This is a genomic window from Streptomyces yokosukanensis (genome assembly GCF_001514035.1).
In the GTDB taxonomy this organism is placed as follows: Bacteria; Actinomycetota; Actinomycetes; order Streptomycetales; family Streptomycetaceae; genus Streptomyces; species Streptomyces yokosukanensis.
In genome coordinates, this window is sequence record NZ_KQ948207.1 from 135341 (window position 1) to 152877 (window position 17537).

Sequence of the window (17537 nt, forward strand, 5' to 3'; positions counted from 1 at the left end):
CGCGCCGGCTGCCCGGGGCGGCGGAACAGGGCCGTCCGGAGGACATCCGCCCTCGAAGTGCCCGCCGGGTGTCTGGGAGGACGGGGGAGGGGAGCGGGGCCCGCTCCCCTCGGAGGCGGCCGGCGGGCCCTCACAGGCTCAGGACGCGCCGGTACGAGGCCTTCCGCCGAGCAGCCGAGGGCACTATCCGTCCGCCGGTCAGGGCGTCCGGGCGGGACCCGGGCGGCGGCGCCGGCGCAGCAGCAGACGTCTCGCCGGACGCTCCACCGCCTCGTACAGGATCCAGGACAGCCCGAGCGACACCGCGAACGCCGTCGTGGTGACGGCCACCCCCGCCAGCAGCCCGAAGTGCGGCTTCGTCCCGAGCAGTTGGGTGGCGGAGCGCAGCACCAGCAGATGGATCATGTAGAAGGCGAACGACAGCTCGCCGAGCCGCACCAGCCGCCGGCGCCGCCACAGCGAGGGCAGCCCCTGGACGTCAGCGACGGCCGCAGCCGGGATGAGCAGCGCGAACCCGGCGATGGTGCACACGGTCGAGGAGTAACCGGGGGCGACCTGCGGGACGAGGAAATAGCCGATGATCGCCAGGGCCAGCGACGCCTCCAGGCCGGGCCCGCGCCACCGGCCGAGCAGCACCAGCCGCGCGGTGACCGCTCCGAGGACGAACTCGGGCAGCCGGGCCGCGGGGAACGAGTACAGCTCATACGTCCACCAGTGGTGGGCGTTCGCCCAGGCCAGCACCGTCACCGCCACCACCGACAGGCCGCCCACGGCCGCCGAACCGCGTGTGCCGAGCCGGCGCAGCAGCAGGATCAGCAACGGGAAGGAGGCGTAGAAGAACGCCTCGCAGGCGAGTGACCAGCTGACCGGGTTCAGCGTCTGCCACCAGGGGCGCCACCAGGAATGCAGCAACAGCACGTTGGACAGCGCCTGCTTCGGCGTCGGCCTCGGCTGGTGCGCCAGCGTGTACGCCATCACCAGGGCGAGGGCCAGAGTGACCAGATGCACCGGGTAGACACGGGCGATCCGCCGTCTCCAGAAGGCGAGTGCACGGTCGTGGGGGCGGGCCGACCAGGTCAGTACGAAGCCGGACAGCACGAAGAAGAACGACACTCCGGTGGCACCGGCACTGAATCCCCAGTTGACGAGGCGGCCACCGGTGCCTCCGAAGTAGCCGAAGTTGTTCACGTGCAGTCCGAACACCAGCAGTGCCGCCATCCACCGCAGTCCCGTCAGAGACGGGAGCGAGGGCATGAGGGCGGCCGGGGAATCCCTGGCGCTCGTATCGCCTGTACGGGCGGGCGGCGTCGTCCGGAGCGCCCGGGTCGTCGCCGTGGTCATCGAATCACCTGCGCAGAGGGTTGGCATGGGGCATGAAGGGGTATGTTGCCCGTTCGAGCCCGGTCAATTACGTCACATGGCAAACATCACACTGCTGCCGAACGACAGACCTTTCCGGATGCCACGGACGGCAGGTCCGGGTGCACCCGGACGAGTGACGCCCCACGCACCGCCTTGATCGGCCCGTCCGGGGCGAGGCACACGACCTCCCGGACGAACCCTCGGGGTTGAGGGGGTCCGAGCGGTGCACGTGCCGCAGCTGTGTCGCCGGTGAGGACGGTGACAGCTGCGTGAAGGTTCCACGCGAGAACAACCCGGCGTGTTCGAGGCCGAGTTGTTCCCCCCCTTGCGCCCGGTGCGCCGGCGGCGGTGCTCGCGACTTTCGGCGCCGGATCTCCATCCTTCGGACCCCCGCCGCAGACCGTCGGCCGACGGCGCCCGCGCGGTCGGGCCCGGCAGGGTGGCCGTATGCAGAGGACCGAGGGGATCAAACGCGCACAGTTCCTGGCCGGCATGGCGTCCGCGGGGCTCGCCGCGGCCGTGCTGCCGTCGGGCCCGGCCCGCGCCGCGCAGGGCGGCCCGGGGCGGGCCCCCGCCGCACACGGCGCGCTGCGCCATCACGGGGTCGTGTACACCGTGGGCGAGGGGGAGACTCCGGGTACGGCCTTCAGCGCCGCCCGGATGCGCAAGGACATCCGGGCCGTCCGCGACGAGCTGCACGCCGACACCGTCGACGTCACGGGTGACGGCGTCGAACGGCTCACGGCCACCGCGGCCGAGGCGGCCGAGCGGGGGCTGCGGGTCTGGCTCCAGCCGACCCTCGGCGACGCCCCCGAGCGGGACATCCTGGAACACCTCGCCGAGACCGGCCGGTTCGCGGAGGGGCTGCGTCGGCACGGTGCCGCCGTCGACCTCAGCGTGGGCTGCGAGTTCTGGCTGTTCGTGCCCGGGATCGTCCCCGGCGACACCGTCTTCGAACGCATCCGGAACCTGCTCGACGGCAAGGTCGACCCCGTGGCCATGCAACGCCGGCTGGACCGCTTCACGGCGAAGGCGGCCGCGGTCGGCCGGTCGGTCTTCCACGGTCGGCTGAGCTACGCCGCCGCCCAGGACGACAAGGTCGACTGGCGCCTCTTCGACATCGTGGGCATCGACTACTACTCGTACTTCCCCCGCAGGGCCGACTACGTGAAGGAGCTGAACCGCTTTCTCCGGTGGGGGAAGCCGCTGGCCGTCACCGAGTTCGGCACCTGCGCGTACGTCGGGGCGCCCAAGACCGCCGGCATGGGCTGGGACATCGTCGACTACGACAAGAAGCCCCCGGAGATCAAGGGCGACCTGGTGCGCAGCGAGCGCACCCAGGCGGCGTACCTGATGCAACTCCTCGACGCCTTCTCCTCGCTGAACCTGTACGCGGCGATGGCCTTCGAGTTCGTGACCCCCGACGCCCCGCACCGACCGGGCGACCCGCGCCACGACCTCGACATGGCGAGCTACGGCATCACCAAGGCCGTCAAGGACCGCCCGGACGACCCCGCCTCCGGCTGGCACTGGGAACCGAAGGAAGCCTTCCACGCCCTGGCCCACCGCTACCGTTCCGCGCGAACCGGCCGCCACCACGCCCCCTGACCCGCGCAGCCGCAGCCGCCGGGGTGCGGTCGCTCCGGCTCATCCCTTCGGAGGACCGTCCGGCTTGCCGCGCCGCCGTCGCCGATCCGGGGCCGGATGATGCGGGCATGTCCCCGCCCCGCCCCACGCTGCACCCCTCGCTCCACCCCGCGACCCGCCTCTCGACCGACCCTCTGGCCCGTCCCCTGTCCGACCTTCCCGCCTCCCGTGCCTGTGTCCGCCACGTTCGCCACGTTCGCCACGTCCGGCACGGAGACGCGGCGGCGGGAGCGTGCGCCTGGGTGATGCATGCGAAGGCAAATGTGAATGCAAATGTTCGGACGGGTGAGGGAGTGGGCGCCGGGGTGCAGGCGGAGGTGGACGGCGGGTGACGCCGCGCGACTCAAATTGCATCGTTCGTTTTCTTGAATCCCTCGTGTTTATGAGGGTAGGTTCGGCCTCATGACCGCCTCCCCGACCCCGACCACCGCCGAGGAGCTCCGCGGTGTCGGCCTGCGCGTGACGGCAGCCCGCGTCGCGCTGCTGGAGACCGTCCGGGCGGGCGACCACCTCGGCGTCGAGGCGATCGCCTCCGGGGTGCGCCACCGCGTAGGCCACATCTCCCTGCAAGCCGTCTACGAGGCCCTTCACGCGCTCACTGCGGCGGGTCTGGTCCGCCGTATCGAGCCGGCCGGTCACCCGGCCCGGTACGAGGGGCGTGTGGGGGACAACCACCACCACATCGTGTGCCGGTCGTGCGGCGCCGTCGCCGACGTCGACTGCGCCGTGGGCGACGCGCCCTGCCTCACCGCCTCCGACGACCGCGGCTTCGCCATCGAGGAGGCCGAGGTCGTCTACTGGGGTGTGTGCCCCGAATGTTCCACCGGCCGCAGTTCCTGAGCACCGAGTTCCGCACAGTTCGGAAGGAATGCCATGACTGAGAACAACGACGCGAACGTCGCAGACGCGAAGGCTGAGGGCGGCTGCCCCGTCGCCCATGGCCGCGCCGCGCACCCGACCCAGGGCGGTGGCAACCGCCAGTGGTGGCCGGAGCGGCTCAACCTGAAGATCCTTGCCAAGAACCCGGCCGTGGCCAACCCGCTCGGCGAGGACTTCGACTACCGCGAGGCCTTCAGCAACCTGGACCTCGCCGCGGTGAAGCGTGACATCGCCGAGGTGCTCACCACCTCGCAGGACTGGTGGCCCGCCGACTTCGGCAACTACGGCCCGCTCATGATCCGTATGGCCTGGCACAGCGCCGGTACCTACCGCATCAGCGACGGCCGCGGCGGTGCCGGCGGTGGCCAGCAGCGCTTCGCACCGATCAACAGCTGGCCGGACAACGCGAGCCTGGACAAAGCCCGCCGTCTGCTGTGGCCGGTGAAGAAGAAGTACGGCAAGTCCATTTCCTGGGCCGACCTGATGATCCTCACGGGCAACGTGGCGCTGGAGACGATGGGCTTCAAGACCTTCGGCTTCGCCGGCGGCCGCGTCGACGAGTGGGAGCCCGACGAGGACGTCTACTGGGGTCCCGAGACCATCTGGCTGGACGACAAGCGCTACACCGGTGACCGCGAGCTGGAGAACCCGCTCGCCGCGGTCCAGATGGGTCTGATCTACGTCAACCCGGAGGGCCCGAACGGCAACCCGGACCCGATCGCCGCGGCCCGCGACATCCGTGAGACCTTCCGCCGTATGGCGATGAACGACGAGGAGACCGTCGCCCTCATCGCCGGTGGTCACACCTTCGGCAAGACCCACGGCGCCGGCCCGGCGGACAACGTCGGCGCCGACCCCGAGGCCGCCCCGCTGGACCAGATGGGCCTCGGCTGGAAGAGCAGCTACGGCACCGGCGTCGGCAAGGACGCCATCACCAGCGGCCTCGAGGTCACCTGGACCGAGACGCCGACGAGCTGGAGCAACAATTTCTTCAAGAACCTCTTCGAGTACGACTACGAGCTGACCCAGAGCCCGGCCGGGGCCAACCAGTGGGTGGCCAAGGACGCCCCGGAGATCGTTCCGAACGCGTTCGACTCGTCGAAGAAGCAGCGCCCGACGATGCTCACCACCGACCTGTCGCTGCGCTTCGACCCGGTCTACGAGCCGATCTCGCGCCGCTTCTACGAGAACCCCGAGGAGTTCGCGGACGCCTTCGCCCGCGCCTGGTACAAGCTGACGCACCGTGACATGGGCCCGGTCGTCCGCTACCTCGGCCCGGAGGTCGCGAGCGAGGAGCTGCTGTGGCAGGACCCGCTGCCGCAGCGCACCGGTGAGCCGATCGGCGCCGCGGACGTCGCCTCCCTCAAGCAGGAGATCCTCGGCTCGGACCTCACGGTCTCCCAGCTGGTCTCGGCCGCCTGGGCCGCCGCCTCCTCCTTCCGCGGCAGCGACAAGCGCGGTGGCGCCAACGGCGGCCGCATCCGCCTGGAGCCGCAGCGGAACTGGGAGGTCAACAACCCGGACGAGCTGGCCCACGTGCTGCGCGTCCTGGAGGGCGTCCGGGAGTCCTTCAACGCCAAGGGCGGCAAGCAGGTCTCGCTGGCCGACCTGATCGTGCTCGCGGGCTCCGCGGCCGTCGAGAAGGCGGCCGAGGACGGCGGCGTCGCGGTCGAGGTGCCGTTCACGCCGGGCCGTGTCGACGCCTCGCAGGAGCAGACGGACGTCGAGTCGTTCGCCGCGCTCGAGCCGGCCGCCGACGGCTTCCGCAACTACATCGGCAAGGGCAACCGCCTGCCGGCCGAGTTCCTGCTGGTCGACAAGGCGAACCTGCTCCGGCTGAGCGCGCCCGAGATGACCGCCCTCGTCGGTGGTCTGCGCGTCCTCGGCGCCAACCACAACGGCTCCAAGCACGGCGTCCTCACCGACAGGCCGGGCACGCTGACGAACGACTTCTTCGTCAACCTGCTCGACCTGGACACCGAGTGGAAGTCGACCTCCTCCGCGCAGGACGAGTTCGAGGGCCGCGACGCCTCCGGCGCCGTCAAGTGGACCGGCACCCGGGCCGACCTGGTCTTCGGCTCGAACTCCGAGCTGCGGGCCGTCGCCGAGGTGTACGCCAGCGACGACGCGAAGGAGAAGTTCGTGAAGGACTTCGTCGCCGCGTGGACCAAGGTCATGAACGCGGACCGGTACGACCTCGTCTGACCGCCTTCGCGCCGAGCGTGACCGGCCCCGGCCGGTCCGCTGAACAGGACGTCCGGGCCCGCCCAGCAGGGCGGACCCGGACGTCCTCGTTTCGGCAGCGGCCCCGAGCGCCTCGTCAGCGGCCGAGGACCGCCGCACCGGCCTGCGCGTACCGCTCGTCCAGATCGCCGGACGGGGCACCCGCGACACCGATGCCCGCGACAGGGGCGCCCTTGGCGGTCACCGGCGCGCCGCCCGCCAGGAACAGCGTGCCCGGGATGTCCCTCAGGGTCGGCGCCTGCTCCAGCCGCTTGGCCAGCTCCGAGGTGGGCGCGTTCCAGGACACGGCCGTGAACGCCTTGCGCTCCGCGGACTCGTACGACTGCGGGCCCGCCCCGTCCCCGCGCAGCGTCACCAGGGCGTTGCCGCCCCGGTCGACGACGGCCACGGAGACCTGCCTGCCGTCCTTCGCGGCGGCGTCCACGGCGGCCTGCGCCGCCTTCGTGGCGGCGGCCAGGGTGAGATGCGTGCTCTGGGTGAGGTCGCCGCTCCGGGCCGCCACGGGGGCGGCCGCGGACGCGCCGCCGGTGGAGTCGGCGGCGTTGGCGGCGACCGTACCGACGACACCCGCGCCGACGACGGCCAGGGCGGCACCGCCCACGAGGACTCGGGTACGGCGGGAGGGCTTCTTGCGGCTGGACATGACGGGGGCCTTCCTGTGCGGGTATGTCGGGTCGGAATCGCTTCCGTCATCGATCCTGGGCCCTGATCCGCCCGCACCCCGTCGCCGGACCGGTTGTCCTGGGGGTCATCCGAACGGATGACCTCGCATGCTCCGGCCCAGGGAACAATGGAGGGTGTTTGCCCAGCTCAGCGCGGCGGCCAAGGAGGTGTCAGCGGTGCCCGTACCCGAACGCGACGACGCCCGCGCACCGGAACGCGACGACGCCCGCGCCCTCACCGTCGTCATGCACACCGCGTTCTTCGTGCTGCTCGCGGCTTCCCTCGCCCGCTATCTGGCCCGGCACGCCGACGGACCGCACACGCCCTGGATCATCGCTCTGTCCGCACTGCTGGCCGTGCTCTATGTCCTCGGTCCCGCGGTCGGCGCCCGGCCCGGCCCGCGCCGGCTGACCTGGCTCGGACTCGTCGTCGCCACCTGGGCGCTGCTCGTCGTGCTGGCCCCGAGCTTCGCCTGGTGCGCGGTCCCGCTGTTCTACACCGGCCTGCGCACCCTCCCGCCGCGCGCCGCGATCCCGCTCGTCGCGCTGCTGACGGCCCTCGCCGTGGCCGCCCAGCTCAGCCTCGCCGGCTGGCCCGACCCCAATGTCCTGCTCGCACCGCCGGCCGTCGCCGCCGTCGCCGCCACCGTGTTCGTCGTCATGCAGCGCCAGGCGGCCCGCCGGGACGCGCTGATCGACGATCTGGTGCGCACCCGCCGCGACCTCGCCGCCACCGAGCGCCGCGAGGGCACCCTCGCCGAACGCGAACGGCTCGCCCGGGAGATCCACGACACCCTCGCCCAGGGCCTGTCCAGCCAGCGCATGCTGCTGCAGGCCGCGGACCGCCTGTGGGACACGGCTCCCGGAACCGCCCGGGACCACGTCCGCACCGCGGCCGCCATCGCCGAGCGCAGCCTCGCCGAGGCCCGCCGCTTCGTGCACGATCTGGCCCCGGCCGATCTGGCGGAGGGCGGTGGTCTGCTCCAGGCCCTGCGCGCCGTCGCCGAGCGCGAGACGACACCCACGCTCACCGTCCGCGTCCACTGCGAGGGCACCCCGCCCGACCCGCTGCCCGCGCCCGTGGAGGCGGCCCTGCTGCGCATCGCACAGGGCGCCCTCGCCAATGTCCGTGAACACGCGGCCGCCACGATCGCCACCCTCACCCTGACCTGTCTGGACGACCAGATCGTCCTGGACGTCACGGACGACGGCCGCGGCTTCGACCCGCACACCGCACGGGCCGCCCCGAAATCCACCACGAGCGAGTCGCGCGGCCACGGCCTGCCCGCCATCCGCGCCCGCCTGCGGCAGCTGGGCGGCACCCTCACCGTAGAGTCGGCACCGGGCGAGGGCACCGCCCTGTCGGCGGCGATCCCCCTGGAGCCGCGATGACCCACCCGCCCGAGCCGCCCGGCCGTACACCGGTCCGCATCCTCGTCTGCGACGACCACGCCGTCGTACGCGCCGGCCTGCTCGCCCTGCTGCACAGCGCCCCCGACATCGAGGTCGTCGGCGAGGCCGGCGGCGGCGAGGAGGCCCTCGCGCTGGCCCGCAAGACCGCCCCGGACGTCGTCCTGATGGATCTCCAACTGGGTGCCGGGATCGACGGCGTGGAGACCACCCGGCGGCTGCGCTCCCTCCACCCGGCCCCGCACGTGCTGGTGCTGACCACCTACGACACCGACGCCGACGTCACCCGCGCCGTGGAGGCCGGTGCCACCGGCTATCTACTGAAGGCGGAGCGCGCAGAGGACCTCTTCACCGCCATCCACGCCGCCGCCCAGGGCCGCCCGGCGCTCTCACCACCCGTCGCCGACCGCGTCATGTCCCGCCTCCGCAACCCGCGCCCCGCCCTCACCCCACGCGAACGCGACATCCTCGCCCAGCTCGCCCAGGGCCTGCCCAACCACGCCATCGCCCGTGCCCTCTACATCAGCGAGGCCACGGTCAAGACCCACCTGCGCCGCATCTACGACAAACTCGGCGTGGACACCCGAGCCGGCGCGGTGGCAGTGGCGAAGGAGCAGCGCCTACTGCCCTGACGGAACGTCCCGACACCGTCGGCGGCAACACCCCGAAGGGGCGCGGGGAACGCCGTGACCAGCTACGACACCCCCGCACCCGCCGCCGCACCCCCGCACCCGCTCCCTCACCCCCGCACCCGCTCCCTCACCCCCGCAACGCCTCGAACGCCTCCCGCCCGGCCACCCCGATCGCAAGCTCGACATCCGGCGCAAGCCCCGCGCAGCGGTCCGCACGGGTCAACGCCGCCATCGCCACCCGGTCCCCGGACTCCGCCTCGACCACGCCGATCTCGTGCCGCAGATGCAGAAACGTGCCCGTCTTGCCGCTCCACCGCAGCGTGTCCGCGCGCAGTTCGCTCGCCAGCCGCTGTGTGAAGACCTGCAGGCTCATCAGCCGGCGCAGTTCCGCCGTGGCCGAGGGGGCGGAGATCTCGTCGCACCACACCCGCCGCAGCAGTTCCACGAGCGCCGCGGCCGAGCCGACGTTGGCGTGGGCGGGGTCCAGGGTCTCGATGGTGTGCCGGTCCGCCCGCTCGTCCCGGAGGGCCAGTTCCAGCGCGAGCGAGAAGTCGTTGCCGGCGGCACCGGCGGCGCACTCGTACATGTGGTTCATCCGGTGCCGCACCCGGATGTCCCCGCACCCCCAGGCGCGCAGCCGCTCGTCCACGTCCGCCACCGGCACCAGGCCGAGCACGGTGTCCGCCGCGGCGTTGTCGCTCACCGACAGCATCATCAGCAGCAGATCGCCGACGGCCACGATGGCCGGGTACCGGAACGCCGCGAGCCCGGTGTGACCGACGCTGCTTCGCGCCGGGTCGACGGGCACCGGGGTCGCCGGGTCGAGGTCCCCGGCCGCGATCCGGTCCAGTACGACGAGGGCGAGCGGCACCTTGACCACGGAGGCGAGCGGGATCAACTCCTCGATATCGAAGCCGAGTTGCTCGCCCGTGTCGAGATTCCGGGCGAGGAAGGAGCCGCGCACCCCGAGGGCCGCCCAGTCCGTGGCGATCGCCTCGGCGACGTCCCTCAGGGCGCCGTCGTCCCCGACGTACACCGGACGGCGCACCCCTGCCGCGCTCATCCGCGTGCCGCCAGTCGCGCCGTCGCGTCCTCGGTACGGGGCCCGGAGGGCGGCCCCTTCGGCCCGCGGGCGGCGCCCACCGCCGAGGCGAGCAGCGGGACCAGCCAGTCGGGCGCAGCCGCCGCACCGGCCCGGTCCGGGGCGGCGCGCACGTCGTACCCCCGGTGCAGCGACCGGTCGCCCAGCGGCGCCCACCGTGCCCCGTGCTGCCGGGCGAACGGCTCGGCGCACAGCAGCAGCGCGCGCCCGGCCAGTGTCTCGGCCAGCGCGGTGGCCGCGGACCCTGCCGGCCGGAACCGGCCCGGGGGCAGACCGGCTCGGGCCGCGGCACGCTCCAGCCGTTCCTCGTGCGCGGGTATCTGGTCCTCTGGCAGGGTCAGCACCGGCAGCGGGGCACCGGGTTCGGCGCCGCGACCGCGGCGGGGCCGCAGGTCCTCCAACTGGACCGCGCGCCGCGCGCCGGCGTACGCCGGGGCACACTGTCCGTCCTCCGTCTCCGGCGGGGACGCCAGGCCGAGCGGTACCCGGTGGGCGCCCCGCTCCGCGGGTACCCGCACCAGCGCGTAGGCGAGCGATCCGTCGGCCAGCCCGGAATCCCTTTCCCGGGGCGGCAGTTCACGCATGCCGAGGGTGACGCCGCGCTCGCCGGCGGCACGGATCGCGCGCCCCAGCGCCGCCGGGGCGCAGTGCGCCGGCACCCCGACGGCCCGCACGCGCGACCGCCCGGCCGCCCCCGCGACCTGCCGCAGCCGCTGGGCCCGGTCCAGCACGTCCCGCGCGTACGCCAGCAGCAGCACCCCCAGTTCCGTGGTCGTGATCTGCCGCCGTGAACGGTCGAACAGCAGTCCGCCGAAGTGCTCCTCCAGGGTCTTGACGCGGCGGCTGAGCAGCGGCTGCGCGATGCCGAGCCGGTCCGCCGCCCGGGAGAAGCTCGTTTCGTCGGCCGTCGCGACATACGCCTCTAGGTGCGCCAGGAGATCCATCCAGCACTCATATCAATAGGGAATGAGATGTTCAAAGTTCCCTCTTGGACATGAGCGCGGCCCCGGTGTTTCCCTGTCCGAGCCGAAGATCCACCAAGCCGCTCCCGGACGACCGGAGGACCGCGCCCATGGCCCGCCCCCTGCCCCATTCGAACCCGAACCCGAATCCCGACTCCGCATCCGGATCCGACCGCTCCGCCCCGATGGCCCGGCGCGGCCTGTTCAAGGCGGGTCTCGCCCTCACCACCGCGGCCGTCGCGGCCGGAGCGGTCGCCGCGCCCGCCGCGTCGGCCGCCCCGGACGGCGAACGGCGGCGCGCCGAAGCCGAGTTGGCCGAACTGGAGCGTCGGCACGGCGCCCGGCTCGGTGTGTACGCACGCAACGCGCGCACCGGGCGGACCGTGTCCCACCGTGCGGGGGAGCGGTTCGCGATGTGCTCCACGTTCAAGGCGTTCGCCGCGGCGGCGGTGCTGCGCGACCAGACCTGCCGCACCCCGCTGGACACGGTGATCCACTACCCGCCGCGCGACATCCTGGCGCACTCGCCGCGCACCGAGGAGCACGTCGACACCGGTATGACGGTGGCGGACCTGTGCGCGGCGGCGATCCAGTACAGCGACAACGCGGCGGGCAATCTGCTGCTGCGTCAGATCGGTGGGCCCCCCGGGCTCACCCGGTTCTTCCGCTCGCTCGGCGACGAGGCGAGCCGGCTCGACCGGTGGGAGCCGGACCTGAACACCGCGATCCCCGGCGATCCGCGCGACACCACGACTCCCGGGGCGCTCGGCCGCAGCTTCGAGCGGCTGACCCTGGGCCGGGCGCTCGCCCGCGCCGACCGGGAACGGCTCGTCACCTGGCTGAAGGGCAACACCACCAGCGGTGCGCGGTTCGGCGCCGGACTGCCGCGCGGCTGGGCACTCGCGGACAAGACAGGTACCGGCGACTACGGCACCGCCAACGACATCGGCGTGGCCTGGACGACCCGCGGGACGCCGGTCCTGCTGACCGTGCTGTCCACCAAGAGCGCCCAGGACGCGACGGCGGACGACGCGCTCGTCGCGGAGGCGGCCCGCATCCTGGCCCGTGTCCTCGCGCCGGGCGAGTGAGCGCCCGTCGACCGCAACGGCTCCGGGCCCTGCGGCGACGGCCCCGCGCACGCGCCCGTGAGCGAGGCGTTCGGCGCATGAATTCGGCGCACGAGGGGGTCGGCTACGACGGCCAGCCGCCGTACGGCACGGTGAGCAGCTCCATGGCGTGGCCCGCGGGGTCCAGGAAGTACACGCCACGGCCGCCGTCGTTGCGGTTGATCGTGCCGGGCTGCTTCTGGTGCGGGTCGGCCCAGTGCTCGATGCCGCGCTCGACGATACGGCCGTACGCGGCCTCGAACTCCTCCTCGGAGACGAGGAACGCGTAGTGCTGTGGTGCGATGTGTTCCTCGGGGACGCTGGCGAAGTCCAGCGTGACTCCGTTGCCGAGGCTGACCGCGACGAACGGGCCCCACTCCGGGGCGGTCTCGAGGCCGAGCAACTCGGTGAAGAAGTCGGCGGACTCCCGGTTGTTCCGGGCGTGGACGATGGTGTGGTTCAACTCGACTGACAAGGAATCCCTCCTGGTCATGTCCTGGCACCTCCATGCCTCACCCGGCCGGTGACCGACACGCGATGCCACTGTCGATCTTAGCCCGGCGGACCGCGGACGGCTCAGCCGAGTGTGTCGGACGCGGCCACGGGGTGCGCCTCCAGGTCGGCGGCGGCGAGCAGGTCGGCGATCAGTTCCTCGGACCCCCCGACATAGGTGCTGGTCAGGTCGACGTCACCGCCCAGGCACCAGGCCCGGTCCGCGGGCCACCACAGATCGGGCAGCTCGGCGAACTCGTCCAGCGACACCGGTGAGACGGCGTCGGCGAGGGCGCCGCCGAGCAGCACCTCGTCGCGGCCGGGAGTCTCGAAGCAGGGGAACCGGTCGAAGTCCCAGCGGCCGTAGCCGCTCCACAGCCCGAACCAGCACCGCTGCGCGGTCGTGGTGTGCCGGGCCAGCACGGGAAGGAGGTCCCGCGCGACCTCGGGCGGGGTCGGTCCCTCACCGGGATGCTCGTCCCAGACGCCGGGCAGACCGTATTCGGCGACGTCGTGATAGGCGCCGCCCATCCCCGCGACCTCGTGCCAGCGCGAGCCCGGCGCGACGCGGGTCCCGCGTGCGGCGGCCACCGCCGACCAGCGCACGGGCCGCTCCGCGAGGGAGGCCGGGTGCAGGATGCGGGCGTACGCGGCGAAGCCCGGACCGCTGACGCCCGCGACTGTGCCGAAGGCGCCGCGGCCCGACGCGGACACCGTCAGCCAGCGGGCGGGGGACAGGTCGTCGGTACGGACCCGCAGGCGTCCGTAACCACTCGGGTGCGGGCTCGCGGTGCACCGGTCGGAAGTCGTCCATCCGCACAGTGTGCCGGGTGGGGGCGGGCCGGTCCCGGCCCGCCTGATGGGACCCGTGGAGCGCGGCGGGCGGGACGATACGGACCGGCGTGGGTAGCGGTGGGGCCCGAGCCGGTCACCGCGGGCATCGCGGCCGGAGCCGCCGCCCGCCGCGCCGACCCGCCGCTGACGAGGGACGTCAACCGCCGCGGTGCACCACGTGTCCGCCGGTCACGGTCAACGCCACAGGCGCATCGGCGAGTTCGTCGCCGGGCGCGTGCACCGGGTCGACGGCGAGCGCGGTGAGGTCGGCCCGGCAGCCCGCCGCCACCCGGCCGGCGACGCCGGACTCGCCGCCGGCGGCCGCCGCGTGGCTGGTGCAGCCTTCCAGCGCCTGCAAGGGAGTCAGGCCCGGCCGGTGGGCCGCCGCGCCCTTCGGCCGCCGGGCCGTCGCCAGCACGGCCCGCACGTCGTAGGGGGCGATCGGCCAGTCCGAGCCGAGGGCGAGCGTCGCGCCCGCCTCCCGCAGATCGCGCAGCCGCCAGGCGCGGGCGGCCCGCTCGCCGCCCAGCCGGCGGGACCACTCGTCGGTGCCGTCGTCGCGGGTGTAGCCGGTGTGCGGCGGCTGCAGGGAGGCCGCGACCCCCAACTCGGCGAAGCGGGGAAGGAGTTCGTCGGGGACGGTCTCGATGTGCTCGATCCGGTGGGCTCCGCGCCCGCTCGGCCCGAGGGCGGCGACGGTGTCCAGGACGTGGCGGACGGCCGCGTCCCCGATCGCGTGCGTGGCGGTGCGGACGCCGGCGGTGTGCAGGGCGTGGACGGCCTCCGCGTAGCGTCGTGGGTCCGGCCAGAACGCGGCGGTGCCCTGACCGTGGCAGTCGGGGTGTTCGAGCCAGGCGGTGCCGCCCTCGACGGTGCCGTCCATGAAGAACTTCACCCCGCCGACCAGCCAGTGCCGCCCGCCCGTGCGCTGGAGCCGCACAAGCTCCCGCAGCGCGTCCTCGTCGGCGCCCGGCATGCACCAGGGCGCGAACCGCAGCCGCAGCGGCAGGACCGTCTCCTGGGCCACCTCCCGCACCAGGCCGAGGTCGCCGCCGTCCATCACATGGGCTCCGGTGAGCCCCGTCGCGGCCATGGCGGACAGCAACTCCAGCAGTCGGGCCCGCCGTTCGGCGTACGACGGCCGGGGTACGACGTCCGCCACCAGATCCATCGCGGCGTGCTCGACCAGATGGCCGGTGGGCCGGCCCGCGGCGTCGCACACCACCTCCGCGTGCTGGGCGAAGGCGCGCGGCCCGGTCACCCCGGCGGCGGCGAGCGCGGTGGCGTCGGCGAGGGCGGAGTGGCCGTCGTACAGGCGCAGGAAGGCAGGGCCGGCGCCGAGCACGTCCGCCACCAGGTCGTGATGGATGGGACGGCCCTCGAACGCGTTGTGGTCCAGGCCGTGGCCGACGATCCAGCCGTCGATCCGCTCGGCCCCGGCGAGCGCCGCGCGGAGCCCGGCCAGATCGGTCACGCCCGACAGATCCGTGCCCGTCGCCATGTCCAGCCCCCACACCGGATGGCTGTGCGCGTCGACCAGGCCGGGCACGAGGTGCGCGCCGCGCAGGTCGACGACCTCGGTGCCGGGACCGCGCCAGTCCCGTACGTCCTCCGTCCCGCCGACCGCAGTGATCACCCCGTCCCGCACGGCGACGGCGGAGGCGGTGGGGCGGGCGGGGTCGAGGGTGCGGACCTGGGCGCCGGTGAGGACGAGGTCGGCAGCGGGCATCGGATCAACTCCTGTACGCCGGGAGGGCATCGGGGTCATTCGGCGGGGGCGGTGACGGGGGCCGGTGCGGTGTCCCGGCCGGGACCGGCCCCTTCACGGGGACCGGCGGCTCCGCCGGGTTCGGTGGCTGCGTCGGGTTCGGTGGCGAAGCGGGCGTAGACGTCGGGCCGGGAGCGGCGCAGCCACCACGCCAGCGGCAGGCCCAGGGCGAAGACGGCGGGTGCCACGACGACGAGGAGGACGTTCACGGCCCGGGACGCGCCCGTGAACAGGTCGATGTGGGTCACGACCAGCGCGATCGCCGTCGTCAGCAGGACGGCGGCGAGCGCCGGCGCCAGCACCGTGCGCACCACGCCCTCGCCGTGTCGCACCCGCCGGAAGTAGCACGGGACGGCGATCGCGGCGAGCAGCTGCAGCAGCAACAGGCCGATCATTCCCGGGGTGTTCACCCACAGCAGCAGCTGCTGGTACGGGTCGGCGTCCGCGGCCCGGAACGCGAGGACCACGACGGCGCCGAGAAGGGTCTGGGCGGCGCCGGCGACGTACGGGGAGCGATGGCGCGGGTGGATCCGGCCGAGCCGGCGCGGGAGCACCCCTTCCTCGGCGAGGGCGAGGACATAGCGGTTGATGGCGTTGTGGAAGGCCAGGAGGGACGCGATGACGCTGGTGACGATGAAGACGTGCATCAGATCGGCGGCCCAGCCGCCCACATAGGTGGTGATCGCGGTGAAGAACAGCCCGGCCGGGTCCTTGCCCGCCGCGCGGACGACCTGGTCGTCGCCGAAGGCCTGGACGGCGATCCAGACGACGAACGCGTAGAACAGGCCGAGGAATCCGACGGCCAGATAGGTGGCGCGCGGCACCGTGCGCGCGGGATCGCGGGCCTCGCGGCGGTAGATGACGGTCGACTCGAAACCGGTGAACGCCGCGAAGGCGAAGGCGAGGACGGCCGCCATGCCGGGGACGAGTACGTGCGAGGGAGCCAGTGAGGCCAGGGACAGTCCGTGCGCGCCGCCCTTCACCAGCACCCCGCCGGCGAGCAGCACGAGTATGCCGGTCTCGGCGACGAGGAGGACGCCGAGGACCTTGGCACCGAAGTCGATCGAGCGGTAGCCGCCGTAGCCGATCAGCACCAGGCCGGCCAGGGAGACCGGCAGCCAGGGCACGTCGAGGCCGGCGAGGGTGTGCAGGGTGTCGCCGGTGGTGGTGGCGAGCAGGCCGTAGACGCCGATCTCCATGCCGTTGTAGCCGATCAGCGCCAGCAGCGCGGCACCGATGCCGACCGTGCGGCCGAGGCCGCGGGAGATGTAGGCGTAGAAGGCGCCGCCGCTGGTCACATGGCGGCTCATGGTGGTGAAGCCGACGGCGAAGACCGCGAGGGTCAGCCCGGCGAGGAGATAGCCGACGGGCGCGCCGACGCCGCCCAGCAGGAGCGCGAGCGGAGCGACCCCGGCCATGACGGTCAGGGGTGCGGCGGCGGAGACGACGAAGAAGGCGATGTCGGCGGTGCCGAGTGAGCCGGACCGGAGACCGGCCGTACCGGAGGGCGCTCTGCCCTCAGGCGGCTCGGAGGGGGACACGGACATGCGGGGAGCCCTTCTGGCGGCGGAGGGGAGGGGTCCCGGTGGTGGGGGCAGCCGGAGCCGTAAACCTAAAGCCTTTCGGTTTTCGCAATGTAACCTGCCGTTGGGCATCCGGGAAGACCTCAGGGGGACGCTGACCATGGGACGGCCGCGCACACCGCTCCTCGACCGCGAGCGCATCACGACGACCGCGCTCCGCCTGATCGACGAGACCGGTGACTTCAGCGTCCCGCAGATCGCCCGGCGGCTCGGCGCGCAGACGGGTTCCGTGTACCACCACGTGGACGGCCGCGACGGCATAGTGGAACTGCTGCGCGAGCGCGTCTGCGCGGCGATCGACCCGGGCACCCTCGAACTGACCCCGTGGGACACGGCCGTCGAGGCCTGGGCCCGCTCCTACCGCGCCGCGTTCGCCGCGCACCCCCGGACGATCCCGCTGCTCATGACGTCGCCGGTGCGCGCGCCACGGGTCCTGGAGCAGTACGAGCGCGCGGTGAGCCTGCTGCTCGCGGCCGGCTTCGACCGCGCCGAGGTCATGCCGCTGATCATCGCGCTGGAGAACCTGGTGCTGGGCTCCGCCCTCGACCTCGCCGCCCCCGAGACGATGTGGGAGCTGACGGACCGTGCGTCCACGCCTCGCCTCGCGGACGCCCTGGCCGCCGTCGGCGAGGGCCGGGCCGACCGCGCCTTCGAGGTGGGACTGGCCGCCTTCATGAACCACGCGCGTGCGCTGCTGCGACCGCCGGACGGTGCCTGCTGACGGGTGCCGCGGCACGGCGGTGGCGCGGACGGTACGAGTTTCCCAGTACCGCCAGTAACATGATCACCTTGTCTCTGGGTGTACCAGTCAGTCAACTAGGCGCTGTCCAAGGACGCGCCCTGCCCGGAGATCT

Annotated in this window: 15 protein-coding genes; 7 read left to right on the forward strand and 8 right to left on the reverse strand. The window is 73.2% G+C overall.

Annotated features, from left to right (window positions below; genetic code table 11):
- Window positions 1-198: 198 nt before the first annotated feature.
- Window positions 199-1218: an acyltransferase family protein gene (locus AQI95_RS03925; RefSeq protein ID WP_244188615.1), complete on the reverse strand. Its 1020-nt coding sequence runs from the start codon at window positions 1216-1218 to the stop codon at window positions 199-201.
- 591 nt (window positions 1219-1809) lie between these two features.
- On the opposite strand from AQI95_RS03925, the gene AQI95_RS03930 reads away from it, so the two are divergent.
- The 3 genes from AQI95_RS03930 (at window position 1810) to katG (ending at window position 6093) form a co-directional block, all read left to right on the forward strand.
- Window positions 1810-2970 (forward strand): abortive phage infection protein, encoded by a 1161-nt coding sequence (locus tag AQI95_RS03930; RefSeq protein ID WP_067117374.1) that lies wholly within the window; start codon window positions 1810-1812, stop codon window positions 2968-2970.
- Between the two features lie 441 nt (window positions 2971-3411).
- Window positions 3412-3849 carry a Fur family transcriptional regulator gene (locus AQI95_RS03935; protein ID WP_067117375.1) on the forward strand — a complete coding sequence of 146 codons (438 nt, stop codon included), beginning with the start codon at window positions 3412-3414 and terminating at the stop codon, window positions 3847-3849.
- Window positions 3850-3882: 33 nt separating this feature from the next.
- A complete protein-coding gene (katG, locus tag AQI95_RS03940) occupies window positions 3883-6093 on the forward strand; it encodes a catalase/peroxidase HPI (RefSeq protein WP_067117378.1) in 2211 nt (736 codons plus the stop codon).
- Window positions 6094-6208: 115 nt separating this feature from the next.
- Here katG and AQI95_RS03945 read toward each other — a convergent pair whose 3' ends face one another.
- Complete coding sequence (locus tag AQI95_RS03945) at window positions 6209-6775, reverse strand: GlcG/HbpS family heme-binding protein (protein WP_067117382.1); 567 nt, start codon at window positions 6773-6775, stop codon at window positions 6209-6211.
- A 265-nt stretch (window positions 6776-7040) separates the two neighbouring features.
- On the opposite strand from AQI95_RS03945, the gene AQI95_RS03950 reads away from it, so the two are divergent.
- Complete coding sequence (locus AQI95_RS03950) at window positions 7041-8186, forward strand: sensor histidine kinase (RefSeq protein WP_067118663.1); 1146 nt, start codon at window positions 7041-7043, stop codon at window positions 8184-8186.
- Entirely contained in the window at window positions 8183-8836 is a 654-nt protein-coding gene (locus AQI95_RS03955) for a response regulator (protein ID WP_067117385.1), read from the forward strand. The genes AQI95_RS03950 and AQI95_RS03955 overlap by 4 nt, the downstream gene beginning before the upstream one ends.
- A gap of 127 nt (window positions 8837-8963) precedes the next feature.
- Here AQI95_RS03955 and AQI95_RS03960 read toward each other — a convergent pair whose 3' ends face one another.
- Both AQI95_RS03960 and AQI95_RS03965 read right to left on the reverse strand, forming a co-directional pair.
- Window positions 8964-9899: a serine hydrolase gene (locus tag AQI95_RS03960; protein ID WP_067117388.1), complete on the reverse strand. Its 936-nt coding sequence runs from the start codon at window positions 9897-9899 to the stop codon at window positions 8964-8966.
- On the reverse strand, window positions 9896-10882 hold the full coding sequence (locus AQI95_RS03965; protein WP_067117390.1) for a LysR family transcriptional regulator: 987 nt from the start codon (window positions 10880-10882) through the stop codon (window positions 9896-9898). Before AQI95_RS03965 ends, AQI95_RS03960 begins: the two co-directional genes overlap by 4 nt.
- A gap of 203 nt (window positions 10883-11085) precedes the next feature.
- Between AQI95_RS03965 and bla the strand changes: the two genes are divergently transcribed.
- Entirely contained in the window at window positions 11086-11988 is a 903-nt protein-coding gene (gene bla, locus AQI95_RS03970) for a class A beta-lactamase (RefSeq protein ID WP_067118666.1), read from the forward strand.
- A gap of 103 nt (window positions 11989-12091) precedes the next feature.
- On the opposite strand, the gene AQI95_RS03975 is transcribed toward bla, so the two are convergent.
- The 4 genes from AQI95_RS03975 to AQI95_RS03990 form a co-directional block, all read right to left on the reverse strand.
- Window positions 12092-12481 carry a VOC family protein gene (locus AQI95_RS03975; protein WP_067117392.1) on the reverse strand — a complete coding sequence of 130 codons (390 nt, stop codon included), beginning with the start codon at window positions 12479-12481 and terminating at the stop codon, window positions 12092-12094.
- Between the two features lie 101 nt (window positions 12482-12582).
- Complete coding sequence (locus AQI95_RS03980) at window positions 12583-13212, reverse strand: hypothetical protein (protein ID WP_244188616.1); 630 nt, start codon at window positions 13210-13212, stop codon at window positions 12583-12585.
- Window positions 13213-13489: 277 nt separating this feature from the next.
- Entirely contained in the window at window positions 13490-15061 is a 1572-nt protein-coding gene (locus tag AQI95_RS03985) for an amidohydrolase (RefSeq protein WP_067117398.1), read from the reverse strand.
- A 35-nt stretch (window positions 15062-15096) separates the two neighbouring features.
- The gene (locus AQI95_RS03990) at window positions 15097-16647 is read right to left on the reverse strand and encodes an APC family permease (protein WP_079071039.1); all 1551 of its coding nucleotides are present in this window, start codon (window positions 16645-16647) and stop codon (window positions 15097-15099) included.
- Window positions 16648-16783: 136 nt separating this feature from the next.
- On the opposite strand from AQI95_RS03990, the gene AQI95_RS03995 reads away from it, so the two are divergent.
- Window positions 16784-17404, forward strand: coding sequence for a TetR/AcrR family transcriptional regulator C-terminal domain-containing protein (locus tag AQI95_RS03995; RefSeq protein WP_067117402.1), 621 nt, complete (start codon window positions 16784-16786; stop codon window positions 17402-17404).
- The last annotated feature ends 133 nt before the right edge of the window (window positions 17405-17537 follow it).

Bases quoted from the DNA above. Each gene is read 5' to 3' on its own strand.
- AQI95_RS03925 (WP_244188615.1), bottom strand. From the start codon at position 1,218: ATGGCGGCACTGCTGGTGTTCGGACTGCACGTGAACAACTTCGGCTAC.
- AQI95_RS03930 (WP_067117374.1), top strand. From the start codon at position 1,810: ATGCAGAGGACCGAGGGGATCAAACGCGCACAGTTCCTGGCCGGCATG.
- AQI95_RS03935 (WP_067117375.1), top strand. From the start codon at position 3,412: ATGACCGCCTCCCCGACCCCGACCACCGCCGAGGAGCTCCGCGGTGTC.
- katG (WP_067117378.1), top strand. From the start codon at position 3,883: ATGACTGAGAACAACGACGCGAACGTCGCAGACGCGAAGGCTGAGGGC.
- AQI95_RS03945 (WP_067117382.1), bottom strand. From the start codon at position 6,775: ATGTCCAGCCGCAAGAAGCCCTCCCGCCGTACCCGAGTCCTCGTGGGC.
- AQI95_RS03950 (WP_067118663.1), top strand. From the start codon at position 7,041: ATGCACACCGCGTTCTTCGTGCTGCTCGCGGCTTCCCTCGCCCGCTAT.
- AQI95_RS03955 (WP_067117385.1), top strand. From the start codon at position 8,183: ATGACCCACCCGCCCGAGCCGCCCGGCCGTACACCGGTCCGCATCCTC.
- AQI95_RS03960 (WP_067117388.1), bottom strand. From the start codon at position 9,899: ATGAGCGCGGCAGGGGTGCGCCGTCCGGTGTACGTCGGGGACGACGGC.
- AQI95_RS03965 (WP_067117390.1), bottom strand. From the start codon at position 10,882: ATGGATCTCCTGGCGCACCTAGAGGCGTATGTCGCGACGGCCGACGAA.
- bla (WP_067118666.1), top strand. From the start codon at position 11,086: ATGGCCCGGCGCGGCCTGTTCAAGGCGGGTCTCGCCCTCACCACCGCG.
- AQI95_RS03985 (WP_067117398.1), bottom strand. From the start codon at position 15,061: ATGCCCGCTGCCGACCTCGTCCTCACCGGCGCCCAGGTCCGCACCCTC.
- AQI95_RS03990 (WP_079071039.1), bottom strand. From the start codon at position 16,647: ATGTCCGTGTCCCCCTCCGAGCCGCCTGAGGGCAGAGCGCCCTCCGGT.
- AQI95_RS03995 (WP_067117402.1), top strand. From the start codon at position 16,784: ATGGGACGGCCGCGCACACCGCTCCTCGACCGCGAGCGCATCACGACG.